Origin of the sequence: Citrobacter cronae (genome assembly GCF_016893685.1) — a bacterium.
GTDB lineage: Bacteria > Pseudomonadota > Gammaproteobacteria > Enterobacterales > Enterobacteriaceae > Citrobacter > Citrobacter werkmanii.
The window spans coordinates 4031299-4057273 of record NZ_CP069763.1; the positions used below are offsets into that span (position 1 = coordinate 4031299).

Here is a 25975-nt window from a genome sequence, read left to right on the forward strand (position 1 = left end):
GCATACAACAGTATGTACTGGTGTGAGGAATTAACGCCAACGCACATGAAACGCGAAGGATGAAGGGTAAACCGGGCAAGCTGAGTTGCGGTGACAACGTCACCCTGTTCCAGACGTTGCATCGCGCTCTTTAATACACCGCATGGAGAGGATACTGCCTGGCCCGCACAGTTTTCGGCAGATTCTTTCCACCAATGGACGCATGCCTGAGGTTCTTCTCGTGCCTGATATGAAGCTTTTTGCTGGTAACGCCACCCCGGAACTAGCACAACGTATTGCCAACCGCCTGTACACTTCACTCGGCGACGCCGCTGTAGGTCGCTTTAGCGACGGCGAAGTCAGCGTACAAATTAATGAAAATGTACGCGGTGGTGATATTTTCATCATCCAGTCCACTTGTGCCCCTACTAACGACAACCTGATGGAATTGGTCGTTATGGTTGATGCGCTGCGCCGTGCTTCCGCAGGCCGTATCACCGCCGTTATTCCTTACTTCGGCTATGCACGTCAGGATCGTCGCGTACGTTCCGCTCGTGTACCGATTACCGCTAAAGTCGTCGCTGATTTCCTGTCCAGCGTTGGCGTTGACCGCGTCCTCACCGTTGACCTGCATGCTGAACAGATCCAGGGCTTCTTTGACGTACCGGTTGATAACGTATTCGGTAGCCCGATCCTGTTAGAAGACATGCTGCAACTGAACCTGGACAACCCGATCGTGGTTTCTCCGGACATCGGTGGCGTCGTGCGTGCCCGTGCTATTGCTAAACTGCTGAACGATACCGATATGGCTATCATCGACAAACGTCGTCCGCGTGCGAACGTTTCTCAGGTGATGCACATCATTGGTGACGTTGCAGGTCGTGACTGCGTACTGGTTGATGACATGATCGATACCGGCGGTACGCTGTGTAAAGCAGCAGAAGCACTGAAAGAACGTGGTGCAAAACGCGTATTTGCTTACGCAACCCACCCGATCTTCTCAGGTAATGCGGCAAACAACCTGCGCAACTCAGTGATTGATGAAGTCGTTGTCTGTGACACTATTCCACTGACTGACGAAATCAAAGCACTGCCAAACGTGCGTACATTGACCCTGTCGGGTATGCTGGCCGAAGCGATTCGTCGTATCAGCAACGAAGAATCCATCTCTGCCATGTTCGAGCATTAATCGAGCCCGGCTCAAAAACCCGCTGCGGCGGGTTTTTTTATCTGTAATACTTATTTGTATGACTTTTGCCTCCTTCACCTGCCATTTAGTTGACAGATGATGCGCTCATGGATGAAACATTATTGTGAACAGATTATTTTCCTCACATGTGATGCCTTTCCGCGCCCTCATCGACGCTTGTTGGAAAGAAAAATATACCGCTTCTCGCTTTACCCGTGACCTGATCGCCGGGATAACCGTGGGGATCATTGCCATTCCTCTGGCAATGGCCCTGGCAATAGGCAGTGGCGTTGCGCCGCAGTACGGTCTGTATACCTCCGCCGTCGCTGGGATTGTTATCGCTCTCACCGGGGGGTCGCGTTTTAGCGTCTCTGGCCCAACCGCCGCCTTCGTGGTGATCCTGTATCCGGTGTCGCAACAGTTTGGGCTGGCAGGCCTGCTGGTTGCCACGCTCATGTCCGGGATATTTCTGATCCTTTTCGGCATCGCCCGCTTTGGTCGCCTGATCGAATATATTCCCGTGTCGGTTACGTTAGGCTTTACGTCGGGTATTGGTATCACCATCGGTACCATGCAGATTAAAGATTTTCTTGGCCTGCAAATGGCCCATGTACCGGAGCACTACCTGCAAAAAGTTGGTGCGCTGTTTATGGCCTTGCCGACCATCAACTTCGGCGATGCCGCCATTGGCGTTGTAACGCTGGGGATCCTGATTTTCTGGCCTCGTTTGGGGATCCGACTACCGGGCCACCTTCCTGCACTGCTGGCAGGCTGTGCGGTAATGGGAATTGTGAACCTGACCGGTGGTCACGTTGCGACCATCGGTTCCCAGTTCCACTACATTCTGGCTGACGGCTCACAGGGTAACGGTATCCCGCAGTTGCTGCCGCAACTGGTATTACCGTGGAATATGCCGGAGTCAAACTTTACCCTGAGCTGGAGTTCGTTACAGGCGCTGTTACCGGCAGCCTTCTCGATGGCGATGCTGGGGGCGATTGAATCTCTGCTGTGCGCCGTCGTCCTCGACGGGATGACCGGCACCAAGCATAAAGCCAACAGCGAGCTGATTGGTCAGGGGCTGGGTAACATCGTCGCGCCGTTCTTTGGCGGTATCACCGCCACGGCGGCAATTGCCCGTTCTGCGGCCAACGTCCGCGCCGGGGCAACCTCACCCATTTCTGCGGTCATCCACGCGATTCTGGTGATCCTAGCGCTATTGGTTTTAGCGCCGCTGCTTTCCTGGCTACCGCTTTCCGCCATGGCCGCACTGCTGCTGATGGTGGCATGGAACATGAGTGAAGCCCACAAAGTGGTGGATCTGCTGCGCCATGCGCCAAAAGACGACATCATCGTCATGCTGATGTGTATGTCGCTGACGGTGCTGTTCGACATGGTTATCGCCATCAGCGTCGGGATCGTTCTCGCCTCTCTGCTGTTTATGCGCCGTATTGCGCGTATGACGCGTCTGGCGCCGGTCAACGTTGATGTACCAGGCGATGTTCTGGTGCTACGCGTCATCGGCCCGCTGTTCTTTGCCGCAGCGGAGGGATTATTTACCGATCTCGAGTCGCGTATTGCGGGTAAACGCATTGTGGTATTGAAGTGGGACGCAGTCCCGGTGCTGGATGCCGGTGGTCTGGACGCCTTCCAGCGCTTTGTGAAAAAACTGCCTGACGGCTGCGAACTGCGCGTCTCAAACCTCGAGTTCCAGCCGCTGCGTACGATGGCGCGTGCCGGGATCCAGCCGATTCCAGGACGTCTGGCCTTCTTCCCAAATAAAGATGCTGCACTCGCAGACATCATCTAACCCGTCGCGGGTTGTTCCTGCACTACAGGTAAAAAAAATGGCTCCCGCGGGAGCCATTTTTATTGCAACGTAATGACTTAGGCTTTCAGCAGTTGCTCAGCCGTTGCCTTCACGCTCGCCAGCAGGACTTTCACATCCTCCAGGCACACGGTCGGGTTCAGCAGCGTCAGCTTCAGGCAGGTGATGCCATCGGCTTCGGTGACGCCGACGTTGGCGCTACCGGAAGCCAGCAGCACGTCGCCGATGCGCTGGTTGAGCAGCGCAACAAACGCCATATCGTCGCTTGCCGGACGGAAGCGGAACAGCACGCTTGCCAGCTGCGGCTCCATCACCAGCTCCAGATGCGGCTGGGTTTTCACAAACTCAGCAACATCACGGGCCAGCGTGACGCCGTTATCGATAATTTCGGCATACTGCTTTTTACCCAGCGCTTCGAGGCCCATCCACAGCTTCAGCGCGTCAAAACGGCGCGTGGTCTGCAGCGACTTCGACACCAGGTTCGGTACGCCGTGCTCTTCATCGAAATCAGAGTTCAGGTATGCGGCCTGGTAACGCATCAGCTCATAGTGACGCGCGTCTTTTAACAGGAACGCGCCGCAGCTGATGGTCTGGAAGAACTGCTTGTGGAAGTCCAGCGTCACGGAGTCTGCCAGCTCAAGGCCGTTCAGGAAGTGACGATACTGCTCAGACAGCAGTAACGCCCCGCCCCATGCCGCATCGACGTGCATCCAGATCTGGTGCTCTGCCGCCAGCGCCGCGATATCCACCAGCGGGTCGATAGCGCCCGCATCGGTCGTCCCGGCCGTGGCCACAATCGCCATCACCTGTTCGCCGTTGGCTTTTGCCTGGGCCAGCTTGTTTTTCAGGTCAGCCAGGTCCATGCGTGAGAACGCATCGGTCTTCACCTGAGTAACGGAACGGTAGCCCAGCCCCATCAGCGCCATGTTTTTCTGCACGGAGAAGTGCGCGCTTTCAGAGCAAAACACTTTGATTTTGCTCAGGTCGCCGGTCAGGCCATTCTGCTGAATGGAGTGCCCCTGGCGAGCAAAGAACGCGTCGCGCGCCAGCATCAGGCCCATCAGATTGCTCTGGGTACCGCCGCTGGTGAACACGCCCGCATCACCTGCCGCATAGCCTACCTGCTCGCGCAGCCATTCGATCAGTTTGATCTCAATGATCGTGGCCGACGGGCTTTGGTCCCAGGAGTCCATGCTCTGGTTAGTGGCGTTGATCAGCACTTCCGCCGCCTGGCTAATCACCAGGCTTGGGCAGTGCAGGTGCGCCACGCACTGCGCATGGTGCACCAACAGGCTGTCTTTGAGAAAGTATTCAACCGCACGCTCAATAGCGGCCTGGTTGCCCAGGCCCTGAGACGTAAAATTCAGGTTGATACGTTCGCGCAGCTGTTCAACGGTTTTGCCCTGATACATCTCAGGCTGCTTCAACCATTCAACGACCGCTTGCGTACTCTGCTCGATAGCGTCCTGGTAGGCAGCAATGCTCTGCGCCGAGCCGGACAGAATCGGGTTTACGTCTGACATTCGATCCAACTCCGTTTAAACCGGCTTTACGCCAGCGCCCAGCAGGGCGTTTTCGAATTTATCGAGGAACACTTCCAGCTCAGCGTTAGTGATCAGCAGAGATGGCAGCAGGCGCAGTACGCAACCGTTACGGCCGCCACGCTCCAGAATCAGCCCGTTTTCGAAGCATTTTTTCTGCAGCAGCGCAGACAGCTCGCCATCGGCCGGGTAGCAGCCCATGTGATCCTGCGCTTCGTTCGGCTTAACGATTTCCAGACCGATCATCAGACCCAGACCGCGCACCTGGCCAATCACCGGGTAGCGTTTCTGCAGGTCAGCCAGTTTGCCTTTCAGCCACTCGCCCTGGGCGGCAACTTTGTCGGCAATCTTGTCGTCTTTAAGGATCTTCAGCGTTGTCAGGCCAGTCGCCATCGCAAGCTGGTTGCCACGGAAGGTACCGGTATGGTGGCCCGGAGCCCACGCATCGAACTGCTTCTTAATCCCCAGAACCGCCAGTGGCAGACCGCCGCCCACCGCTTTGGACATGACGATGATGTCTGGCTCGATACCCGCATGTTCGAAGGCGAACAGCTTACCGGTACGCGCGAAGCCTGCCTGGACTTCATCGATGATCAGCAGAATGCCGTGTTCCTGAGTGACTTTACGGATGCGCTGTAACCACTCGACCGGCGCCGGGTTCACGCCGCCTTCGCCCTGCACGGCTTCAAGGATCACCGCAGCCGGTTTACGCACGCCGCTTTCAACGTCGTTGATCAGGTTTTCGAAGTAGTAAGTTAATGCTTTCACGCCAGCCTCACCGCCGATACCCAGCGGGCAGCGGTACTGATGTGGATACGGCATAAACTGCACTTCCGCCATCATGTTGCTGACGGCTTCTTTCGGCGACAGGTTGCCGGTTACGGACAGCGCGCCGTGGGTCATCCCGTGGTAGCCGCCGGAGAAGCTGATAATGCTGGAACGGCCGGTTACTTTCTTCGCCAGCTTCAGCGCCGCTTCAACGGCATCGGCGCCGGACGGCCCGGTGAACTGCAGGCAATACTCTTTGCCCTGGCCCGGTAATAAAGACAGTAAATAAGATGAAAATTCATCTTTTAACGGCGTGGTAAGATCAAGCGTATGTAACGGTAAGCCGCTTGTGATGACACTTTGAATGCTCTGCAGCACTTCAGGATGATTGTGACCGAGCGCCAGGGTACCGGCACCTGCAAGACAATCAAGATATTGATTATTTTCTACGTCAGTAATCCAGACGCCCTGCGCTTTCGCAATCGCTAATGGCAGTTTACGTGGATAGCTGCGGACATTAGATTCAAACTCAGCCTGTCTTGCTAAAAAGGTATCATTGCTCTGCGGTAATGAATTAGCACTAAAAGTATCAATACGGACTTTATCCGTCATCATATCACTCCTACAACCAGGTGTAGATTAACGCCTGATTGAATAAATGGTTATAAGGATTACCTGTAAAAAAGCGCGGCTAATATATGTTGTTTTAGCACAGGACTCAATCATTTATTTTCCAACGTCTTAAATGAGCATTTTTACCTTAAAATTCAAAGCATAAAGTACATCTGACATTAGGAAATCATAAACAAATATAGCTATTTATTTTACAAAATTGTTGCCAGTCGCAACGTATACGATGTTATAAAAACCATGAGGTTTTCATGTTTTTATTATTTTTTTACATGTTTTTACCATTAATAATGTACGCGTTTATTCACTACGACATGATTTTTCACTTATTTTTCGATAAATCGAATAAAAAAGTCGATCCCTAAATATAAATCACTTAGTATGGCGCGCTTATTTACAGGCTCTGTAAATAAAGAACTAATGCGCAGCACCCGGTAACGCGTACAGGCGACACGCGTTATCGACAACAGGTATTCCCTGGGTTGTCAGCAGAAATGTTCGCGGGCGGACATTTCGTAAGGAGAACGTACGTTCCCTTATGCCGAGAATGAAAATTTTCTAGCCATACTTTTATGGCGCCCTGATATGAGATTGTTATGACTCGCATTTATCCACCATCCGTCGTTGCCAAATTTGGCGGCACCAGCGTCGCTGATTTTGATGCGATGAACCGCAGCGCCAGCATTGTTCTTGCTGATCAAGATGTCCGTTTAGTCGTTTTGTCTGCTTCCGCAGGCGTAACAAACTTACTGGTCGAGCTTTCTGAAGGTCTGGAAACACATCAACAATTAGATAAGCTTGAGACGTTACGCGCCATCCAATACAACATTATTTCCCGCCTGAAGCAGCCGTCCGTTATCAGCACGGAAATCGATAATCTTCTCAACAACATACGCCGCCTTGCAGAAGCGGCGACGGTTTCACCGTCCGATGCGCTAAGCGATGAGTTAGTCAGCCACGGCGAACTGATGTCCTCTTTGCTGTTTACTGAAGTATTACGTGAACGGCACGCCGAAGCCGGGTGGTTTGACGCCCGCAGCGTAATGCGTACCAACTCGAACTACGGCTGCGCTGAACCGGATCTCAGCACCCTGCACTACCAGGTGGAGACTCATCTGCGCCCGCGTCTTGAACAGGCTATTATGGTTACCCAGGGATTTATTGGTCGCGACGCAGGCGGGCATACCACAACGCTGGGACGCGGCGGGAGTGATTACACCGCCACGCTACTTGGTGAGGCGCTGCACGCCGCACGTGTGGACATCTGGACTGACGTTGCCGGGATCTACACCACCGATCCGCGCATTGCACCACGGGCCAAACGGATCGACCATATCTCATTTTCCGAGGCCAGCGATATGGCCGCCTACGGTGCAAAGGTTCTTCACCCGGCGACGCTGCTGCCTGCCATGCGGAAAAAAATTCCGGTCTTTGTTGGCTCAAGTAAAGATACTTCTGCCGGTGGTACGCTGGTGCACAACACCACCGATAATCCACCGCGTTATCGGGCACTCGCCGTGCGCCGTAAACAGACGTTATTACGATTACACAGTCTGCACACACAACCGCCCTGTGCTTTTCTGGCGCAGGTATTTGCCATTTTATCCCACCACGCGGTGGCAGTGGATTTGGTCACAACATCAGAAAATTGTATTGCGCTGGCGCTGGACGCCACTCATGCGACATCGGGTGAGGACCATATTCTGAGCACGGCATTGTTTACCGCATTGTCCTCCCACTGTCGGGTGGAAGTGGAAACCGGACTGGCATTAGTCACTTTGGTGGGCAATAAACTGACCCAGGCTGCGGGGGTTTGCAAAGACGTTTTTGCCTGGCTCGAAGAGCATACGGTACGCATGATTTGCCACGGCGCATCAAACGATAACCTGTGCATTTTGTTACCGGCCGACGCGGCGGATAGCGCGGTTAAGACGTTACATTATCGATTATTCGAATAACATCTCTGCAAATGCGCAGCGAAGATAAGCGCATTTATCCAGGACGACATGAACAAGCAGAGGACTGGTTTTCAACCAGGACTCTGCCCGCAAACAGTGGCTCTCGCAGCGGAGAGGCTATTTAGTTGTGACGATGATTGGTATCACCGCGACGGCAGCGTTTGTCATAATGACGTACCCACCAGTAACGGTCACTGATTTGTTCGTGCCCGCCGACTCTGGCCCCCGCTAACCAGAGAACTCCGCCGACAAAAATACTGAGCACGGCACCATGTGCGAAAAACTGTGGCAGATTAAATTGCGGCAGTTGGTTTAAAATAGAGTAACCAACGCCACCCACCATCACCACCAACCCTAAAGCCATGAGCACGTTACCGAGTAACGAAGCGTTTTTGCGTTTCATGTGTCACCTCCGGAACTTTGGGTTGTTACAGGGAATACCCCTAATCCTTATGTGTAAAGTATAGACAACACTGCCGTTCGCAAGTGCGGGAGCGATCACAATTACAAACACCCGCGCAACAAAACTTTACAAATAAGCTACTGAACACACTCAATTTCTAATAGTCCAGTTTCGCAATTATTCAGTTTTCGAGGATAAGCACGCAGTTTTTTGTCAAGCGCAGCGCCAGACAGTAAACTACACGTCGTTTATAGATACATTCAGGACAAAACACGTGACGATTAAATTGATTGTCGGTCTGGCAAACCCCGGCGCAGAATATGCGGCAACGCGGCATAACGCCGGTGCTTGGTATGTTGATCTACTGGCAGAGAGACTACGCGCTCCCCTGCGCGATGAGCCGAAATTCTTCGGCTACACCTCCAGGGTTACGCTCGAAGGCGAAGATGTCCGCCTGCTGGTGCCGACCACATTTATGAATCTGAGCGGCAAGGCGGTCGGCGCGATGGCCAGTTTTTATCGCATCAACCCCGATGAAATTTTGGTTGCGCATGACGAACTAGACCTGCCGCCAGGGGTGGCGAAATTTAAGCTTGGCGGTGGTCATGGCGGACATAATGGCCTGAAGGACATCATCAGCAAGTTAGGCAATAACCCTAACTTTCATCGTTTACGCGTTGGAATTGGCCATCCGGGCGATAAAAACAAAGTTGTCGGGTTTGTTTTAGGCAAACCACCTGTTTCTGAACAGAAGTTAATTGATGAAGCGATTGACGAAGCGGTCCGTTGTACCGAGATTTTGTTCAAAGATGGCCTGACTAAAGCAACGAGCCGGTTACATACCTTTAAAGCGCAATAAGCAGCGATGTGCGGCATTTTGCTCGCGTGCTGTGTATAATAGGCGAAGTTATTTACTTTTCTACAATCTGTTTTCCATAACAGATTGAATATCAAAAGATTAAGGTGATTTAAACATGGGATTCAAATGCGGTATCGTCGGTTTGCCAAACGTAGGCAAATCCACCCTGTTCAACGCGCTCACAAAAGCGGGTATTGAAGCGGCAAACTTCCCGTTCTGTACTATCGAGCCGAACACGGGTGTTGTCCCGATGCCCGATCCGCGTCTGGATCAGCTGGCTGAAATCGTCAAACCGCAGCGCATCCTGCCAACCACGATGGAATTCGTTGATATCGCGGGCCTTGTAAAAGGCGCCTCCAAAGGAGAAGGTCTGGGTAACCAGTTCCTGACTAACATCCGCGAAACCGAAGCTATCGGCCACGTGGTGCGCTGCTTTGAGAACGACAACATCATCCACGTTAATAACAAAGTGGATCCGGCTGACGATATTGATGTTATCAATACCGAACTGGCGCTGTCCGATCTGGATACCTGTGAACGCGCTATTCATCGCGTACAGAAAAAAGCCAAAGGCGGCGACAAAGACGCCAAAGCTGAACTGGCTGCCCTGGAAAAATGCCTGCCGCAGTTGGAAAACGCTGGCATGCTGCGCGCGCTGAAAAATCTGACTGACGAAGATAAAGCGGCCATCAAATACCTGAGCTTCCTGACGCTGAAGCCGACCATGTATATCGCCAACGTCAACGAAGACGGTTTTGAAAACAACCCGTACCTCGACAAGGTGCGCGAAATCGCCGCTGCTGAAGGTTCCGTGGTGGTAGCTGTTTGCGCCGCCGTTGAAGCCGACATCGCAGAGCTGGACGACGCCGACCGTGAAGAGTTTATGGCCGAGATGGGTCTGGAAGAACCGGGGTTGAACCGCGTGATCCGCGCAGGCTATGAGCTGCTGAATCTGCAGACCTATTTCACCGCGGGCGTGAAAGAAGTACGTGCATGGACCATCCCTGTCGGCGCTACCGCTCCGCAGGCGGCCGGTAAAATCCACACCGACTTCGAGAAAGGATTCATCCGTGCACAGACTATCGCGTTTGAAGACTTCATCACCTACAAAGGTGAGCAAGGCGCGAAAGAAGCCGGTAAGATGCGTGCAGAAGGGAAAGATTACATCGTGAAAGATGGCGATGTGATGAACTTCCTGTTCAACGTCTAGACGCGTTTAACAATGAGATTTCAAAATCCACGCCACGGCGTGGATTTTTCATTTTAGCCTTTTTTAAATCCACACCTGTAATTTACTCAGGCATGTTCCAGCCAGTGCCTGAATATTGGGGTTTGCAGTATTCCTTGAAAATCAATCAACCCCGAACAACCAAGTTTCTTGATCAGATTTTGCCTACTCAGGTAAATCGTTTTTAAGTGCAGGTTCAGCAAGCCAGAAATTTCAGAAATAGTCCGCCCTTCCCCTAATTGCGTTAAGATGTATTTATCCCGTTCAGTCAGGACGATATTTATTTCAGCTTGCTGGTCGTGTTCAGTATCAATGCTGATAATTTCAGCGATAAATTTTTTGATTGAGGCTACGCCACTGTCTACAGGAAGCCTGTAGAATGAAAGTTCATTGAGGTACTGATACAGATGACCATCAATCAGAAGCACCAGCCGATGCGTCCTGAGATCATAGTTTTGTTTTTTTACAGTGTTGAAGTAGTTGATCGTAAAGAAAACAAGACGCACATTCTTATCTTTATACTCTATATCAGCGAGAATATTCTCCAGACCTTGCCTGATAAAAACATCATCAATCCACAAGTGTGCTTGTCTGGTGTGTTCCTGAACTGTATTCATCATTGATGACCTCTAAAAAATCACAATTAACCTGACGGGGTTCAGAACGAATAGCTGGTTGAAAGTGACTCATAATCTGCATATAAAGATCGGTTAATATAGCATTCTTCTCATTCTTCAGCTGTGCATTGAGCGCCTGAACAAGAACGTCATCACTGACATAACCCATTTTTAACATCACATTACGCTCTAAATTCTTGTATAAAGCGCACTGGAAAATATAATTCTCCGGAATTGAATTAATCATATCAAGCCCATAATAATGTAGTCTAAGAATGAGAAGATGCTATGTGTAGTCTTAATTCAAAGTATACAAATACTCAGCACATACTATGGATGCTGGAGCTTCATGATTATATAATAATTTTATTAGACGTCGTCAGCTGTATAGCGCAACACTATTTCCAGTGTTTTTCTGATGATATCAGCCTGAACAACATCTGTTGTCGATTCCAGTGAAGCTATTAGGCTTAAAATGATGTTTTTATTATTAACATTATCGCCAGCTAAAATCACATTTGTTACTGCCTGCCCCAATACAACGGATTCATCTGCTAATAGCTCACCGGCATTACGGAAGTAACTCGACAAAGCCTTATCTGCAATTGCTCTGTGAACATTCATTTCCTGAAGCATAGTCACCTCGCTTGTATAGTATGGAAAATGGTCTCTAATGTAATTTAGGCTTTTTACTGCCACTGAATACACTCTCATCAACAGTTCTTTCCGGTTTGGGGTTCATCCTTGCCGGATTAGAATCTGTGAAATCATGAATTATGCTGTCAATAAGATGTCTACGCCCGGCATCCACTTCACTCGCCTTCATAAGACGTAATTGCTTAATCAATGCGGGTAATGATATTACCGTGTTCATGCGCAAAATCTGTATAACAGCTAAACCTGTAATTTCGTGTTTCAAGCGTTCATGGTCAGTTTTCTTCATAACTACTTCACTACTTTCCCCATTTATATGTTTTAGGGTGTCCCTTTATTCGAAGAGCAGGCCGATTAGGGCATTGTAATGCTTCTGTTCGTCCTCACCAGATGCTTTTTCAAGACGGTTCAAAAGCTTGGCACAGAGTGACTTTCGGCTCAGGTTGCGTCCATCTTTTAGTATCTCAGTGACGATTTCTCCCAATGTTTCCTGCTGTGTAGGAAGATGCGCTTTTGCAAAGTAACGAGAAATTGCGTTTGCGGAATCAGTGAGAACTCTGTGCTGCTGCATATGTTGCTCCTGTAACAAAATGCTGATGAGTATTAAGTTTTATAACAGTAGCAAAGTTGTACCAAAAATGTGTACACGAAGATAAAGCAAATTTTAACATAAAGTGCTATATGATATTTTTCAATGAATTAGAGTGAAACTAAAAAGTACAACACCTCCAGGTACTGTACAGCCTTTGTTTCCCGGGAGCGGTTAAGGCGTCTGTATAGCCTTACACGTGTAAATTTATGGTTAAAATAATGTATTGAAAATCAGGACATAACCGCGTTTGTCTGATACTGTCCTTACCTCATCTCACCCCTTAATCCCGGACTGTCCATGCTCACGACCATTATTTACCGTAGCCATCTACGTGATGACGCCCCCCTCTGTGCGATTGAGGATATGGTGATGGCCGCAAATCTGAAAAACAGGCGCTCTGATGTTACAGGGATCTTGCTCTTTAACGGTCAGCATTTTTTCCAGCTGCTCGAAGGCCCAGAGGAGCAAGTGAAGGAGATTTATCGTTGTATCTGTAACGACTCACGGCACTACAATATTGTCGAGCTGATGTGCGATTATGCTCCTGCTCGCCGGTTCGGGAAGGTCGGGATGGAGTTATTTGATTTACAAAAACATGAACGGGCTGAGGTCTTACAAGCTGTACTGAATCAGGGGACGTCAAAATTCCAGCTCACCTATGATGACCGGGCATTGCAGTTTTTCCGGACATTCGTACTGGCAACGGAAAAATCGACTTATTTTGAAATCCCTGCTGCCGATTTCTGGGATTTTATCACCGATAAAAGTTGTACAACCCTTAATGAAGCAGAGCTCGCGTCAAATACCGACTACACCTTTGCCTTTCAACCAATTATCGACCCTATGTCACAACGCGTTATCGCTCTGGAAGCGCTTATTCGTGGTAAAGATGGGGAAACTCCGGCAGCGTACTTTGACAAATTAAGCACGGAAGAGATGTACACCGCGGATCTGGAAAGTAAAAAGACGGCATTTGCCATGGCCAGCGCTCTGAATCTTGGTGAAAAAATGTTGTCAGTCAATCTGTTACCCATGACGATGGTGAACAGACCCGACGCTGTTAACTTTCTGATTCATGAAATAGCCGCAAATGGTCTGGTCCCTGAACAAATCATCGTGGAATTTACCGAGAGCGAAGTCATCTCCCGCTTTGATGCTTTTGCACAGGCGGTAAAATCACTTAAAGCGGCAGGGATTTGTGTGGCAGTTGATCATTTTGGCGCGGGTTATGCTGGGCTTTTACTTCTGTCTCGTTTCCAGCCGGACAGAATAAAGATAAGCCGTGAACTCATTGCTGATGTCCATAAAAGTGGCCCAAGACAGGCTATCATTCAGGCGATCATTAAATGCTGTACTTCACTTGAGATTCAGCTTTCAGCCGTTGGCATTGAAAAACCCGAAGAATGGATGTGGCTTGAATCCGCTGGGATCGAGCTTTTCCAGGGTAACTTATTTGCAGCAGCCTTGCTGAACGGTACCCCTTCTGTGGCATGGCCTGAGAGAAAATAAATAGCCACACAATAAATCATTGATATTCAATGGATTATGAAAGTCATTTGTTACCTCCCCCCTTTTCTAAGGTTAAAGCCAGCAATATTCTCACGCGTGATAGTAAAGTAAATCTTAATTTTGCTAGAATGCTCTGTATGTTTTGTACAATTAGATGCATGTTGTACAAAGTGACAGGAACCGCATATCGGTGACGGAGAATCAGGAGTGTTTGGGGGAACTATGGCTTATTACAGCATCGGCGACGTCGCAGAACGTTGCGGGATAAATCCTGTAACCCTTCGGGCATGGCAACGACGCTACGGTTTACTCAAACCTCAACGAAGCGAAGGCGGACACCGACTCTTTGATGAAGAGGATATTCAACGTATTGAAGAAATCAAACGTTGGATTAGCAATGGTACGCCTGTCGGGAAAGTGAAAGCATTACTGGAAACCAGTACCCGCGAAACTGATGATGACTGGAATCAATTGCAGGAAGAGATGATGAGCATTCTGCGGATGGCCAATCCGCCGAAGCTGCGGGCCAAAATGCTCTCTCTTGGCCGCGCGTATCCGGTCGATGCGTTGATTGACCGAGTCTATCTTCCTGTACGCCAGCGACTCATACTTGATCATAATACCTCTCGCATAATGAACAGCATGCTTGACGGCGCGCTGATCGAATATGTTGCGGTACTTCTGTCAGAAACGCGTCGCAAGTCAGGGAAAGATGCCATTCTGATGGCCTGGGATGTTGAAGACAGAACCCGTTTATGGCTTGAGGCCTGGCGCTTATCGCAATCCGGGTGGCATATCGCCATTCTTGCAGAGCCTATTGAAACACCACGTCCTGAGCTATTCCCCGGGCAAACGCTTTTCGTCTGGACCGGTACGGCGCCAACCAGACGACAAAATGAACTGCTGCAACACTGGAATGAGCAGGGATACAAAGTTATTTTCCACGGGCCTTAAGCTGACGGACGCCGTAAAGACAGAATGCGTTGATACGTCCATTCAAAGCTTTCTTCTCCCCCCCTTCTGACCGCTGTACGCATGATGATCTTATCTGCCAGGAGCCTGCGGCACAGGTAGCAGAAAAAAAAACATACTCACTCATTGGTATTATTTTTTTGTAGGTGGCATCACCTTTTTCCTAAGTAAAATTTATTAGATCAACTGGCGGACGACTAATACTTATCCTAGGGTTAAATCATATCTTCTTGTGCCACATTATTGTTTTTCTACAGTAATAAATGTGGTTATTTGAAAAAGGTTAAAGATATGGCTCTGGTCCTGGACAAACGCTTGATTCTTTTATGCTGCACCTTTTCCATTATTTCAGTGGCAAATGCAGCGACGACCAGTGGTACGTTTCAGGTATTGATGACGATTCAGAAGGCATGCACCGTTACCGCCGGTTCAGCTTCAAACATCACTCTTTTGCCTGTCAATTCTACAGCAACAAATACCAGTGCAAGTAATACCATTTCCATTAATTGTTCAAAGACTACCCCCTATTTTATTGGTCTGGCACCTTCAGCCGCCAATGGCGGAACGACGACAGGTTCTGGGGCAATGTCCTCCGTGGCTAACGCCGCCACCAATACGGATAAAGTGCCCTATCAACTGAACCGAACATCAGCAACAGGTCCGGTGTGGGGAAATACCGCCACTGACACCACGCAAGGAAACGGCGTGGCGGCGACGGGCACCGGCCAGGCGCAGACGTTTACTGTTTATGCCACCGCTCCGAGCGCCAACTTCACTCCTGACGACTATGCCGATACGGTAACAGTTAACGTTAATTACTAGCCTCAGGTAACCACATGAGAATAAAACTGCCTGTTCAGCAGTGTGCCTGCGCATGCCTGCTAGGGATGGTTGTGAGTGTAAAATTTGCTGCCGCCAGCGGGCTGCAAATAGCCCCCGTTACGTTAACCTTGCAAGCGACGCAAAACGCCGATGGTATCTGGCTTAGCAACGCAGGGGAAAATATGCTTAATGCCCAGGTTCGGGTTTTTCACTGGACTCAGAATGCGTATAGCGACAGACTCTCACCCTCTCAAGGACTGGTCATTAGCCCACCGATGTTGGCATTAGCCCCCGGAGAACGCCAGTTGATTCGCGTTATTCGCACAGGTCCGCCATCGACACATACTGAAGATGCCTATCGGTTATCAATTGATGAGTTGCCGCCAGCAAAAGTACAAAAAAATAAACTTCAGTTTGTACTGCATTATTCCGTGCCCGTTTTCATCCAACCGGTCTCAACAGCACCAGCAGAAGCAAAACTACAATGGAAATTGCAACAACTCGATGGCAAAAAATTTATTGAAGTCAGTAATAAGGGAAATGGGCATGCACAATTATCTGCTGCAACCTATATAACCCCTAACGGCACTAAGAAAGTTATTACGCCGGGACTGTTAGGTTATGTTCTTCCAGGTTCCACAATGCGCTGGGTAGTCTCTCCGTCGTCCAGTGATACACATTACGGCGGGAAAGTTGAAGTAACAATCAATGGCCAAAAAACAGTACAAGATCTGTAAGAGATCCTGGTTTCTGGTGAGGTTTTGCTTTCTCAATGGAGTATTAATATCGGGAATGGTTTGTGCACAAACGCTGAATAATAATCTGAATGAAAAGAATGTTATTAATGACGCACGCCGACTCGCGGGTATCGATCTCTATCTCGATGTCACCCTGAACGGAAATCCCGTCGGGCTGGTACATTTTGGCTATGACAGTGGAAAGCTCTATGCAGGCACAGACACTCTGCGACAAATGGGTTTCCGCTTTGCGCCAGACGCCATTGACCCTGTCTGCCTGAACGATATCCCCCAGCTAACCGTTGACTACAACGTTCAGTTGCAAACGCTCTCGCTCACCGCGCCATTAAGTTCACTCGACCTTGCTATCACTCAGCTTAACTCGCCTGTAACGCCTGCCCCGTCGGTGACAACATCACGCGGGGCGCTGCTTAATTACGATATATACGCCCAGCAGGGAGATGAAAGCGCAGTGAATACCTTTAGCGAACTACGCGCTTTTAATGCTTCAGGTGTGCTAAGTACAACCCAGTTGACGCAATACTCCAACGAGGAATATGCAGATAACAGCTTTGCGCGTCTTGATACCAGTTGGCGATCGTCATTTCCCGAAACCATGTTAGCAGTGACCATTGGCGATACCCTGACAAGTTCACTCATCTGGTCACGACCAACCCGCATCGGCGGTATTCAGATAGGAAGCGATTTTGGATTGCAGCCTTATATGCCAACTACCCCGCTCCCCGCATACCTGGGCTCAGCGACGCTACCCTCAAACGTGGAACTGTATGTCGACGGCGTCAGGTACTACAACGGAGAAGTCCCTGCAGGGAGTTTCCAGATCAACACCATGCCCAATATCAGCGGCGCGGGGACGGGCCAGGTGATGATGACGGATGCGCTGGGCAGAACGAGTGTGCAAAACTTTTCGTTCTACAATGACCAACAGCTTTTACGGGAAGGATTAACGGCCTGGTCAGCAGAGTTAGGCACGGTACGCAAAAATTATGGTTACTCCTCATTTGAGTATGCCAGCGCGCCAGTGTTAAGTGGGACATGGCGTCGCGGATTCAGCAACACGTTCACGGCAGGTACTCATGCTGAAGCCAGCGATGGACTTATCAATACGGGATTCGGTAACGACTGGATCCCAGGGACCCGTAGCGGGACATTTTCTACCGCCCTGGCCGCAAGTACCGACTCAGGAACAAGCGGATTTCTGTACAGTTTTGGTTATCGTTGGTCCGGCGAACGCTTTAATTTCAGTACCAGTACCACCGCAACATCGGGCGATTATCGTGACGTTGCCACTCATTATGGCGAGCCGCCGCCCACGCTCAGCAGCAACACGGTAATTGGCTATTCGCTGGAAACAGCCGGTAACGTTAGCCTGAGCTACCTGCAGTTTCGTTATCCGCACGAAAACGCGGTGCGTTATGCCAACGCCAGTTGGTTTAAAACCATCACGGATAACATTTCACTCAATGCCGGGTTCAACCAGAATATTGATGATAACCGCGATCGCAGCCTCTATCTGATGGTGACGATAACGACTGAAAATAACCTAAGCGCCAGTAGCACCATACAACGCACCAACGATGAAACCGGCTACCAGTTCAATGCCAGCCGGACGCCACCTGCTGACGGCGGCTGGGGGTGGAATCTGGCAGCCAGTCAGCAGAGTTCCCGGCAAAGTGGTCAGGGTGAAGTAGGATACCTGGGGCGTTACGGCAAAGCCTATGTGGGACTCAGCCGTTTACCGGATAACCATTACGGCTATGCGGGTGCCACCGGATCGCTGGTGACCATGGGAGGCGGCGTGTTTGCAGCGCGAGAAATCAATAATGGTTTTGCCGTGGTATCAACTGACGGTGTGCCCGATGTGCCGATCAAATTGCAAAATAACCTGATCGGTCGTAGCGACGACCAGGGTCTGCTGCTGGTCACCCCACTGAACAGTTATCAAAACAATTTGATCAGTATTGACCCGATGGATCTCCCCGCCAACATGCGGATCGCCCGCGTTGAAACAAATGCAACGCCTGCGGACCGTTCCGGTACGCTGGTTAGCTTCGGCATCACTCCCATACGCGCCGCGCAGGTTATCCTCGTGGACGACCAGGGGAAACCAATCCCGGAGGGGAGTATGGCGTACGCCACCAGCGGAGCAGGACAATCGTCAGTCGTTGGCTTTGACGGCATGACCTGGTTCGACACTCTGGAGCACCACAATACGCTCCGCGTCGATACGGAGATGGGGAGATGTCGCGTGCAATTTGACTATCCCGCCTCAGCGAAAGGGATTGTACAAATAGGCCCGTTGGTTTGCCGGCCACAATAACAGGAGTACGCTCATGAGGTTAAGACAGCTATTACTCATCGCTGCCGTGCTCTTTTATCCGGCGATTAGCCCTGCGGTGACCTGTTCGGTGAGCAATGTCCAACCCATCAATTTTGGCCCGGTAAATCCGCTGTCAGCCACCGGGACTACGTCAACAATGACGTTCAGCTACACCTGTACCAAAGAGCTTGGTGACACGCTGGCGGGGATCAATCTGTGTTTTAATATTGGCGCCTCGGCCGTCAGTGGTCAGGTGACACCCCGAAATATGTCGTTAAGCGGCGACCCGGCCAGAACGTTGACCTATCAACTGTATCAGGGTGCCAATGGCACGAATGTCTGGAGTAGCCAATACCAGACGGGGACCACGTTTCCGATGGTGCAACTTAACTTGCTCAATCTCACGCCTGTCACTGGTTCACTAACGGTCTCTGCCCAGATCGTCACCCCGCAAACCGCAGCTGTCCCAGGAAACTATCAGGATAGCTATACGACGGCGACAGCGTTTGTCACGCTCAATCCCGGCCTGCTTTTCCCGCCCACCACCTGTGGCGATACCGTTGCCGCCAGGTTTCCTTTCACCGTATCAGCGGCTGTCAGCAAACAATGCAACATCACCTCGGCGACTAATATCAGCTTTACGCCAACCAAGGCCACCGGGCGTAATCTGACGGCTTCAAATACCGTGGGCGTCGCATGCTCTAATAACACCCCTTACACCATCGGCTTGCAACCCTCCAATGGGAATACGGCGGGTAGCGGTCAAATGACCGGGACGGGGACGAATGCCGATAAAGTCCCCTACCAGCTTAGCTCAACGCCAGGACCTTCCGGTACGGTCTGGGGCAATACAGCGCTCAATACCGTCGCGGGTAACGGCACGGGTACAACCACGGCGTACCCGGTTTACGCCACCGTTCCCAGCGCGAACTACACACCCGACAACTATGCCGATACCGTTACCGTCGTCGTTACCTATTGACGCCCCGCTAAAAAGCAATAAGGAAAACACATTTTATTATCATATTGTTTACTTTTAGAGGTGCGTCATAAATCTGACAAATTATGAATTTCACAACCAATGCATATTAACCCACTTAAAAAGCAAATATTTTCAATAAACACCACATTGAAAGGATAACTATTCACAGAATATCTAAAGCCCACACTAATAATACAGATAAACCGAGCAGGGCAAGCAGGCCGTCCTTTGAAAAAAATGTTAAATTTAGGTGTATATGGTGAGATTCACTGTATACCACGGCCAAATTAAGAACATATTACTTTTATAACTAAGGTTTATCATGGATAAGTTATCTTACGCTTCAGATAGCAGCACATCTGCCTGGAATACCTACCTGCAACAAATCGAGCGTGTGGCCCCTTACCTGGGCGAACTTTCCCATTGGGTGGATACCCTGCGTCACCCAAAACGCGCGTTGATTGTCGATATCCCGGTACAAATGGATGACGGGACTATCCGTCATTTTGAAGGGTATCGCGTGCAACATAACCTTTCCCGCGGTCCGGGCAAAGGCGGTGTGCGTTTTCATCCTGATGTTGATCTTAATGAAGTGATGGCCCTGTCCGCATGGATGACCATCAAATGCGCAGCATTGAATCTGCCGTACGGCGGTGCCAAAGGTGGTGTGCGCGTCGATCCGTTCTCACTGTCTGAAGGCGAACTGGAGCGTTTGACCCGTCGTTATACCAGCGAAATCGGCATTATTATTGGACCACAGAAAGACATCCCTGCGCCGGATGTGGGTACAAACGGTAAAGTGATGGCCTGGATGATGGATACCTATTCCATGAACCACGGCACCACCGTGACCAGCGTGGTCACCGGTAAACCTATTCACCTCGGCGGCTCGTTAGGCCGCGATAAAGCCACCGGTCGCGGCGTTTTTGTCAGCGGTCTGGAAGTGGCTCGTCGTGCCAATATCGACGTTGAAGGCGCTCGCGTCGCGGTGCAAGGTTTTGGTAACGTCGGCAGTGAAGCCGCCCGTCTTTTCGCGGCAGCTGGCGCACGCGTAGTCGCTATTCAGGATCACACCGCGACGCTGTTTAACGCTACCGGCATCGACATGTCCGCGCTGTCAGCCTGGCAACTGGAGCACAAACAGATTGCTGGTTTCCCGGGGGCTGAAACCATCGCCAGCGAGGCTTTCTGGAGCCTGGAGATGGACATTCTGATCCCTGCCGCGCTCGAAGGTCAGATCACCCGTCACCGCGCTGAAACGCTGACCTGTAAACTGATACTCGAAGGCGCCAACGGTCCAACCTATCCGGATGCCGACGACGTTCTGGCAAGCCGCGGTATTGTGGTTGTTCCTGACGTAGTTTGTAACGCCGGCGGCGTTACCGTCAGCTACTTCGAATGGGTTCAGGACATGGCAAGCTTCTTCTGGAGCGAAGAAGAGATCAACCAACGCATGGATAAAATCATGACCGATGCGATGGTACACGTGTGGGAAAAGGCCGCTGAGAAATCCTGCTCTCTGCGTACCGCCGCCTATATTGTCGCCTGTGAGCGTATTTTGCTGGCACGTAAAGATCGCGGAATTTATCCGGGCTAAGCCCCCTAAGTAACCTTGAGCATAAGCCACTTGCGAAGCAGGTGGCTTTCTATCTGCAGCTCACCGGGATCATGTACAATTCTGCACCAGGTGCAACTGGCCGAGCTATTGTTTCTTCACTCGCTGCGGGTTTCTCTGCGCTGAAAACCCTCTTTTCCTGTGCAGCGATGAGGAATTGTAATAATTCGCAATCCGACCTCAACCTAAATTTGTTCATTAAGGCTCGACGGTGTGCCAGCACCGTTTTCTGACAAATATGCATATGCAAACCAATTTGCTTTGACGTGAGCCCTGACAATAATAAACGAATTAACTGATGCTGCTGCGCTGTGAATGTTTTATGTGGGCAACCTAAGCAAGAGCGCCCCTTATTGGTTAAATTTGCATTTTTCGCTAAGGACCAGTGATGTTTAATCACCGTCCCCATTTGACTGGTCGGAGTATCGTGAGGAATAAAAACAATATGGTTGATACATGAAGGCACTTCGCCACGCGCAGGAATATGCTCCCTGTCAATTAAACCCACAATAAGCCCTGGAGATCGGGTAAAGAATTCTGAATGGCAAAGATAATGTTCACCGGGGCTGAGCATTAAAATCATCACATCATCAGTTGCCCTATTTTTAGATTCAAAATTCTGAATGCTCAGAGTTTGCTGGGCCATTTCCAGTGAAAATATTTTTCTTAGTAATGCGATCAATCCCAATTTATACATATTGTCATCACAGCGGATGCTGATGTTCATTAAGGCGCCTGCTTTAGTTTATTGGTAGGTCATAGAAATAGTAATCGCAGAATTGATGGTTCCAGGCGTTACCAGCCCTTGCTCACTATAGATTCTGGCGCGCAAACGCCATGTATAGCGCTGATTGGAAATATTTGCGGTTAATGATTTTCCGTTGCCAAGGGGCACACCATCGCTCGCCTGTACCTGGATTGCTACGGGTGAGGCGGTACCGATATTCCGGTACATATCATTGGGATGGTCGCTATCGGCATTACCGTTAAATAATACCGTTACACGGCTTGTCCCGGCAGGACACTGTTCAACACTTAATTCAAAAGCGACCCACGGCGTGGTCGAACCCGCGGTGTATAACGATGAAGCGGTGACAGATTGCCCGGGCGTTAAATCAACAGTTTTGGTCACACTGTCGCTGCTCACCTGACAGGGCGCGGTTTTGACATTGCCGTTGATGTTGAGCGTCACAGGATCACCCATCCCCCATACAGGTGATGCGAGTATCATCACTATGGCCGTCCTTTTTCCAGGTAACATTATTTATTCCCTGTTATTGGTAAGTAATATTCAACGTCGCGGTTGCATTGGCGCTTCCCGGTCTGACGACCGGCTTAGTCTGGTAGTAACGCGCTATCAGCGGCAACGTTTCCTGCCCGCCAGTTGAACGCTTCAATACAATGCGATTATTCAGTTGCAACGGAACGTTGTTATAAAGCATTTGTATTCCTACCCCGTCTGCAGTTCCCTGCGTTCCCTGACCGTTCAGCGCCAACACGCTCGTATCGCCTGTCACATCGGGGTTCTGCGTACCCATGAGTTCCACGTTAATGTTGGCGGACGCATCGCAGTTAAGTCCAAGGTTCTGGCTATCGCTACGCGGCGGGTTAAACCCCGATTGGTTAGAGAATTCACTGGCATTAATGTCGCCAAGGTTAAAATTCAGCGTCTGGCTGGAAACAGAGCATGCTAATACCGTTACCTGCGTATTTGCATCCAGGGAAATTTGTGTAAAATAATTATCTGGTGTGACGAACCATCCCTGCATTATTACTCCCGGCGTTAAATACCCAGGGGTTATTTTCCCGGTTTTAATTAACATTACATCGTAAAAACCGAGATTATAAATGTAAGCCATACCGTTGGATGGCAGCACAAAACTACCAGGTAAAACTGATACACGAATTCCAACACCATCGAGGTTAGTGTTAAATACATTATTTATTGGCGAGTTCGTTGCCGATAAGTAATTGAACGTATAACCGCCACTGCATGACGTTGGCCTGTCAGGAGCATCTACTTCAAGCTTTGCATACCCGGAAAGTCTGGCACGCGCAATTTCGCTACCTACCGGCGCATCGCGTTGCACAATAATATTCCCCATGGTAACTGTACCAAATAGCGTCGCATTGACGGAACAATCATCGGCATAGCTCAAACCGGGGAGAAATAATAAAATACAGAGAACGTAAATTCGGTTCATCTTAATAGACTCAATAAATAAAGTGAGTTACCGACACAGACTGTCAGTCACGGTAATACCACGATAATCTTCTTCGCTGTTCAGAGTATATTTAGCCGTACAGTGTTGTTGGTTGTCATTGCCCCAGACAACGTCCAGTACGTTTTGTGACTGCATGCCGCTTAAATAAACCTGGCCATCATCCCCTACAATGAAGCTTTGCCCCTGAACACCTCTGACCGTCACCATCGCACCAAATGGGACAGGCTTTCCGTTATCACGGCGTAACGTGAGCAATGCGCGCAATCCTACGTTGGCCACAAAATCTGTGCGAACCACCGCGCCACGGGTCGGCACCACGATTTTATTGGTCAGTTCCAGCTCAACGTCATCCGCTATAGTTGTCGTCTCCAGTCCGATATCATTTTTGCGATAGGGAGAGACGTTACTGACAACGGTGTATCCACGAAAATCAGTGCGTACGCCACTTTGGTTTTTTATACCGACATTCGCAGCGCCCGGCGCTTTAATCAAGACGTTGGTTTCACCCAATGGCTGTGAAAATGTGACACCATCGGCGTGGGCGAGCACGCCCCCCGCTAGCGAATAATTCACCCGTTGCAGATTGCTATCGTAACTGTAACCCCCGCTGACTTCCGCGTACCCGCCTTTATAATCAGCGTTCAGGCTGCCGGTATAACCCGCATCCTCGGAACCATAACCCTGCCGAATACTCCAGTTCAGAGCATTTCCCTCCAGCGCCATCCCGCTCAAGCCGACGCTGTGCGTTGTCCCACTGTTACGGCTGGTATTCATGCTATAGCTGGCCCAGGAGTTGGTCGAAAAGCGTTCCAGTGGAAGGCTAATGTTCAGTGCCAGCAAACTCTCGCTGTCGTAGCGAGCATTACTGCCCGAATAACCATTTTTACTCTGCATCCAGCTAATCCCATAGCTTATTCCGTGCCAGGTGTTGTTATAACTCAGGCTCCATGACTGCAATGGTTTTGCGTAATGCCAGTAATCTTCCCGCACCGCGCTGAGCGAAAGGGAGCCACCTGACGCCCCCAGAGACTGGTTGATGGTCGCCTCCATGCGATTACGGCGTTTCTCTATCGATGAACTGCCGGCCCTATAAGAATCAAACGTGTCTTGCATCCCGGAATAGCCAGCCGTTGAATAACGATATCCGGCAATCGAAAAGTTTGTCCCGGTTACCACGCTGTTTTTGTTGTAACGAATGCGCCAGGATTGTCCCTGCAGTTGTCCTGTATTCTGTGGCTGGGACCAGGACTGGGTAACATCAGCCGACACCGCCCCCACCACGCCAAGATTTTTACCGATTCCTGTTGCAACAGAACGATAATTATCCGCCCCCTGGACGCCGCCATAAGCCGTGAATCCTGTCGGCAACCCATAAATGAGTGTTCCCTGGACAAAGGATGTCTGCTCAATCCGACTGTCATATGAGCGATAACGTCCGGCGGTCAAGGCATATTTGAGACGCCCTTCTCGTTGCAGCACGGGCAATGAAGCAAACGGAACGGTAAAATGTTGTTCACTACCGTCTGCTTCTTTGATACTCACGTCAAGATCGCCCGCGCCTCCGGTCGGGTACATGTCGGTTATTTCAAACGCCCCCGGAGAGACGTAGTTTTGGTAAATTTGATAACCATTTTGTCGAATGATCACCTGCGCGTTTGTTCGGGCGATTCCTCGCACCACCGGTGCATAGCCTTTCAGCGAATCCGGGATCATCTCATCATCAGAGGCAAGCTGGCCACCGCGAAAAGGAATGCTGTCAAAAACATCGGCTGGCGAAGAGCTGTCGCCCAGTACCAGTTGCGCTTTCAGCGGAATAATATTGCGCTGCACGTAGCTATAGACGGTGTCCCAGTGCGCATTTCCCTGGCTGTCTTTATTCCAGGTGCTGTAGTTACGTAACCGCCATGGGCCAAAGTTAATTCCCGGACGCAGGTTAACGTACTGACTGTTGCTGTTGTTTCCTGTGTCCTTTGTCCGGCTGTTATCCCCACTGAGACTGTAATTGAGCATCATGGCTGTAATACCTTCATCCCACTGTTCTGGCGCAACATAACCGCGCGCCGGTGAAGAAAGCGCGGCCTGCGGAATACTCAATAACAACTTCTGGGAAGAAAATAACAGTTCGCTGGAAGCCTGAGGAATAGCGGACAGATCAGCGCAATTCTCGTTCCCGACAAGCCCTGGATATAGCGCTGTCTTCACACCGTAGCCCACCAACAACTCTGTTGAAAGGCACGGTTCCAGCATTCCCCCTTCCCGTCTGGTAAACACTACATCGTGGGTATCAACATTCTCTCCATTGAGAAGAATATCAACATGATATGTTCCTTCCGCCTGTTGTCCTGTCTCAAAGCCGGAAAGATCAACATCGCCATTTGTGGATCCTGTACGCTCCAGTAACGCAGGGTTAAAGTAATCACGACCTTTTACTTCATTCAGTACATTGGCGACGGTTAATAAAATAAACAGCAGCAATCGGACCGGAGGCGGATTAGTTATCATTTTGGCTATCATCATTGACATAATCTT

Annotated in this window: 24 protein-coding genes; 12 read left to right on the plus strand and 12 right to left on the minus strand. The window is 50.2% G+C overall.

Features of this window, described 5'->3' with window-relative positions; all coding sequences use genetic code 11:
- Nucleotides 1-220: 220 nt before the first annotated feature.
- Both prs and dauA read left to right on the plus strand, forming a co-directional pair.
- Nucleotides 221-1168: a ribose-phosphate diphosphokinase gene (gene prs / locus JSN25_RS17440; RefSeq protein ID WP_001518537.1), complete on the plus strand. Its 948-nt coding sequence runs from the start codon at nucleotides 221-223 to the stop codon at nucleotides 1166-1168.
- Between the two features lie 124 nt (nucleotides 1169-1292).
- Nucleotides 1293-2975, plus strand: coding sequence for a C4-dicarboxylic acid transporter DauA (gene dauA / locus JSN25_RS17445; RefSeq protein WP_204525182.1), 1683 nt, complete (start codon nucleotides 1293-1295; stop codon nucleotides 2973-2975).
- A 77-nt stretch (nucleotides 2976-3052) separates the two neighbouring features.
- On the opposite strand, the gene JSN25_RS17450 is transcribed toward dauA, so the two are convergent.
- Together JSN25_RS17450 and JSN25_RS17455 are read right to left on the minus strand one after the other, a co-directional pair.
- Nucleotides 3053-4516 carry a pyridoxal phosphate-dependent decarboxylase family protein gene (locus tag JSN25_RS17450; protein WP_038641161.1) on the minus strand — a complete coding sequence of 488 codons (1464 nt, stop codon included), beginning with the start codon at nucleotides 4514-4516 and terminating at the stop codon, nucleotides 3053-3055.
- A gap of 15 nt (nucleotides 4517-4531) precedes the next feature.
- On the minus strand, nucleotides 4532-5917 hold the full coding sequence (locus JSN25_RS17455) for a diaminobutyrate--2-oxoglutarate transaminase (protein WP_204525183.1): 1386 nt from the start codon (nucleotides 5915-5917) through the stop codon (nucleotides 4532-4534).
- Between the two features lie 611 nt (nucleotides 5918-6528).
- On the opposite strand from JSN25_RS17455, the gene lysC reads away from it, so the two are divergent.
- Nucleotides 6529-7890, plus strand: a complete 1362-nt coding sequence (gene lysC, locus JSN25_RS17460; protein WP_204525184.1) for a lysine-sensitive aspartokinase 3 — start codon at nucleotides 6529-6531, stop codon at nucleotides 7888-7890.
- A gap of 121 nt (nucleotides 7891-8011) precedes the next feature.
- Here lysC and ychH read toward each other — a convergent pair whose 3' ends face one another.
- The gene (ychH, locus tag JSN25_RS17465; protein ID WP_003833480.1) at nucleotides 8012-8293 is read right to left on the minus strand and encodes a stress-induced protein YchH; all 282 of its coding nucleotides are present in this window, start codon (nucleotides 8291-8293) and stop codon (nucleotides 8012-8014) included.
- Between the two features lie 274 nt (nucleotides 8294-8567).
- Here ychH and pth point away from each other — a divergent pair, with 274 nt between their 5' ends.
- The gene (gene pth, locus JSN25_RS17470) at nucleotides 8568-9152 is read left to right on the plus strand and encodes an aminoacyl-tRNA hydrolase (RefSeq protein ID WP_038641167.1); all 585 of its coding nucleotides are present in this window, start codon (nucleotides 8568-8570) and stop codon (nucleotides 9150-9152) included.
- A 115-nt stretch (nucleotides 9153-9267) separates the two neighbouring features.
- Nucleotides 9268-10362, plus strand: a complete 1095-nt coding sequence (gene ychF, locus JSN25_RS17475; protein ID WP_038641169.1) for a redox-regulated ATPase YchF — start codon at nucleotides 9268-9270, stop codon at nucleotides 10360-10362.
- Between the two features lie 86 nt (nucleotides 10363-10448).
- Here the strand turns inward: ychF and JSN25_RS17480 are convergent, their stop codons facing one another.
- From JSN25_RS17480 to ycgZ, 5 genes are all read right to left on the minus strand, one after another.
- Entirely contained in the window at nucleotides 10449-11000 is a 552-nt protein-coding gene (locus tag JSN25_RS17480) for a LuxR C-terminal-related transcriptional regulator (RefSeq protein ID WP_204525185.1), read from the minus strand.
- Nucleotides 10951-11244, minus strand: coding sequence for a hypothetical protein (locus tag JSN25_RS17485; RefSeq protein ID WP_204525186.1), 294 nt, complete (start codon nucleotides 11242-11244; stop codon nucleotides 10951-10953). Before JSN25_RS17485 ends, JSN25_RS17480 begins: the two co-directional genes overlap by 50 nt.
- A 122-nt stretch (nucleotides 11245-11366) precedes the next feature.
- Complete coding sequence (locus JSN25_RS17490) at nucleotides 11367-11633, minus strand: biofilm/acid-resistance regulator YmgB/AriR (RefSeq protein WP_038641176.1); 267 nt, start codon at nucleotides 11631-11633, stop codon at nucleotides 11367-11369.
- A 34-nt stretch (nucleotides 11634-11667) separates the two neighbouring features.
- Complete coding sequence (locus JSN25_RS17495) at nucleotides 11668-11940, minus strand: hypothetical protein (RefSeq protein WP_038641178.1); 273 nt, start codon at nucleotides 11938-11940, stop codon at nucleotides 11668-11670.
- Nucleotides 11941-11985: 45 nt separating this feature from the next.
- The gene (gene ycgZ, locus JSN25_RS17500; RefSeq protein ID WP_038641180.1) at nucleotides 11986-12222 is read right to left on the minus strand and encodes a regulatory protein YcgZ; all 237 of its coding nucleotides are present in this window, start codon (nucleotides 12220-12222) and stop codon (nucleotides 11986-11988) included.
- Nucleotides 12223-12540: 318 nt separating this feature from the next.
- On the opposite strand from ycgZ, the gene JSN25_RS17505 reads away from it, so the two are divergent.
- From JSN25_RS17505 to JSN25_RS17535, 7 genes are all read left to right on the plus strand, one after another.
- A complete protein-coding gene (locus JSN25_RS17505) occupies nucleotides 12541-13752 on the plus strand; it encodes a diguanylate phosphodiesterase (RefSeq protein ID WP_204525187.1) in 1212 nt (403 codons plus the stop codon).
- A gap of 222 nt (nucleotides 13753-13974) precedes the next feature.
- The gene (locus JSN25_RS17510) at nucleotides 13975-14706 is read left to right on the plus strand and encodes a MerR family transcriptional regulator (protein WP_038641185.1); all 732 of its coding nucleotides are present in this window, start codon (nucleotides 13975-13977) and stop codon (nucleotides 14704-14706) included.
- A gap of 309 nt (nucleotides 14707-15015) precedes the next feature.
- Complete coding sequence (locus JSN25_RS17515) at nucleotides 15016-15546, plus strand: Csu type fimbrial protein (RefSeq protein ID WP_038641187.1); 531 nt, start codon at nucleotides 15016-15018, stop codon at nucleotides 15544-15546.
- A gap of 14 nt (nucleotides 15547-15560) precedes the next feature.
- The gene (locus JSN25_RS17520; protein WP_199965863.1) at nucleotides 15561-16283 is read left to right on the plus strand and encodes a fimbrial biogenesis chaperone; all 723 of its coding nucleotides are present in this window, start codon (nucleotides 15561-15563) and stop codon (nucleotides 16281-16283) included.
- Between the two features lie 55 nt (nucleotides 16284-16338).
- Nucleotides 16339-18624: a fimbria/pilus outer membrane usher protein gene (locus JSN25_RS17525; protein WP_204525188.1), complete on the plus strand. Its 2286-nt coding sequence runs from the start codon at nucleotides 16339-16341 to the stop codon at nucleotides 18622-18624.
- 13 nt (nucleotides 18625-18637) lie between these two features.
- Complete coding sequence (locus tag JSN25_RS17530; RefSeq protein WP_204525189.1) at nucleotides 18638-19606, plus strand: Csu type fimbrial protein; 969 nt, start codon at nucleotides 18638-18640, stop codon at nucleotides 19604-19606.
- A 322-nt stretch (nucleotides 19607-19928) separates the two neighbouring features.
- A complete protein-coding gene (locus JSN25_RS17535; protein ID WP_038641196.1) occupies nucleotides 19929-21203 on the plus strand; it encodes a Glu/Leu/Phe/Val family dehydrogenase in 1275 nt (424 codons plus the stop codon).
- 49 nt (nucleotides 21204-21252) lie between these two features.
- Here the strand turns inward: JSN25_RS17535 and JSN25_RS17540 are convergent, their stop codons facing one another.
- Genes JSN25_RS17540 through JSN25_RS17555 form a run of 4 tightly spaced genes read right to left on the minus strand, consistent with a single transcriptional unit; the run spans nucleotide 21253 to nucleotide 25963 of the window.
- Nucleotides 21253-21948 (minus strand): helix-turn-helix transcriptional regulator, encoded by a 696-nt coding sequence (locus JSN25_RS17540; RefSeq protein ID WP_160955569.1) that lies wholly within the window; start codon nucleotides 21946-21948, stop codon nucleotides 21253-21255.
- Between the two features lie 18 nt (nucleotides 21949-21966).
- Nucleotides 21967-22482, minus strand: coding sequence for a fimbrial protein (locus JSN25_RS17545; protein ID WP_121529142.1), 516 nt, complete (start codon nucleotides 22480-22482; stop codon nucleotides 21967-21969).
- Between the two features lie 13 nt (nucleotides 22483-22495).
- On the minus strand, nucleotides 22496-23425 hold the full coding sequence (locus JSN25_RS17550) for a fimbrial protein (protein ID WP_160955568.1): 930 nt from the start codon (nucleotides 23423-23425) through the stop codon (nucleotides 22496-22498).
- Between the two features lie 27 nt (nucleotides 23426-23452).
- Nucleotides 23453-25963, minus strand: coding sequence for a fimbria/pilus outer membrane usher protein (locus JSN25_RS17555; protein WP_204525744.1), 2511 nt, complete (start codon nucleotides 25961-25963; stop codon nucleotides 23453-23455).
- Nucleotides 25964-25975 lie beyond the last annotated feature (12 nt).

Excerpts from the sequence above, each read along its gene's own strand:
- JSN25_RS17450 (WP_038641161.1), bottom strand. The coding sequence starts at position 4,516 with ATGTCAGACGTAAACCCGATTCTGTCCGGCTCGGCGCAGAGCATTGCT.
- JSN25_RS17455 (WP_204525183.1), bottom strand. The coding sequence starts at position 5,917 with ATGATGACGGATAAAGTCCGTATTGATACTTTTAGTGCTAATTCATTA.
- lysC (WP_204525184.1), top strand. The coding sequence starts at position 6,529 with ATGACTCGCATTTATCCACCATCCGTCGTTGCCAAATTTGGCGGCACC.
- ychH (WP_003833480.1), bottom strand. The coding sequence starts at position 8,293 with ATGAAACGCAAAAACGCTTCGTTACTCGGTAACGTGCTCATGGCTTTA.
- ychF (WP_038641169.1), top strand. The coding sequence starts at position 9,268 with ATGGGATTCAAATGCGGTATCGTCGGTTTGCCAAACGTAGGCAAATCC.
- JSN25_RS17480 (WP_204525185.1), bottom strand. The coding sequence starts at position 11,000 with ATGATGAATACAGTTCAGGAACACACCAGACAAGCACACTTGTGGATT.
- JSN25_RS17485 (WP_204525186.1), bottom strand. The coding sequence starts at position 11,244 with ATGATTAATTCAATTCCGGAGAATTATATTTTCCAGTGCGCTTTATAC.
- JSN25_RS17490 (WP_038641176.1), bottom strand. The coding sequence starts at position 11,633 with ATGCTTCAGGAAATGAATGTTCACAGAGCAATTGCAGATAAGGCTTTG.
- JSN25_RS17495 (WP_038641178.1), bottom strand. The coding sequence starts at position 11,940 with ATGAAGAAAACTGACCATGAACGCTTGAAACACGAAATTACAGGTTTA.
- ycgZ (WP_038641180.1), bottom strand. The coding sequence starts at position 12,222 with ATGCAGCAGCACAGAGTTCTCACTGATTCCGCAAACGCAATTTCTCGT.
- JSN25_RS17505 (WP_204525187.1), top strand. The coding sequence starts at position 12,541 with ATGCTCACGACCATTATTTACCGTAGCCATCTACGTGATGACGCCCCC.
- JSN25_RS17510 (WP_038641185.1), top strand. The coding sequence starts at position 13,975 with ATGGCTTATTACAGCATCGGCGACGTCGCAGAACGTTGCGGGATAAAT.
- JSN25_RS17515 (WP_038641187.1), top strand. The coding sequence starts at position 15,016 with ATGGCTCTGGTCCTGGACAAACGCTTGATTCTTTTATGCTGCACCTTT.
- JSN25_RS17520 (WP_199965863.1), top strand. The coding sequence starts at position 15,561 with ATGAGAATAAAACTGCCTGTTCAGCAGTGTGCCTGCGCATGCCTGCTA.
- JSN25_RS17525 (WP_204525188.1), top strand. The coding sequence starts at position 16,339 with ATGGTTTGTGCACAAACGCTGAATAATAATCTGAATGAAAAGAATGTT.
- JSN25_RS17530 (WP_204525189.1), top strand. The coding sequence starts at position 18,638 with ATGAGGTTAAGACAGCTATTACTCATCGCTGCCGTGCTCTTTTATCCG.
- JSN25_RS17535 (WP_038641196.1), top strand. The coding sequence starts at position 19,929 with ATGGATAAGTTATCTTACGCTTCAGATAGCAGCACATCTGCCTGGAAT.
- JSN25_RS17540 (WP_160955569.1), bottom strand. The coding sequence starts at position 21,948 with ATGAACATCAGCATCCGCTGTGATGACAATATGTATAAATTGGGATTG.
- JSN25_RS17545 (WP_121529142.1), bottom strand. The coding sequence starts at position 22,482 with ATGTTACCTGGAAAAAGGACGGCCATAGTGATGATACTCGCATCACCT.
- JSN25_RS17550 (WP_160955568.1), bottom strand. The coding sequence starts at position 23,425 with ATGAACCGAATTTACGTTCTCTGTATTTTATTATTTCTCCCCGGTTTG.
- JSN25_RS17555 (WP_204525744.1), bottom strand. The coding sequence starts at position 25,963 with ATGATGATAGCCAAAATGATAACTAATCCGCCTCCGGTCCGATTGCTG.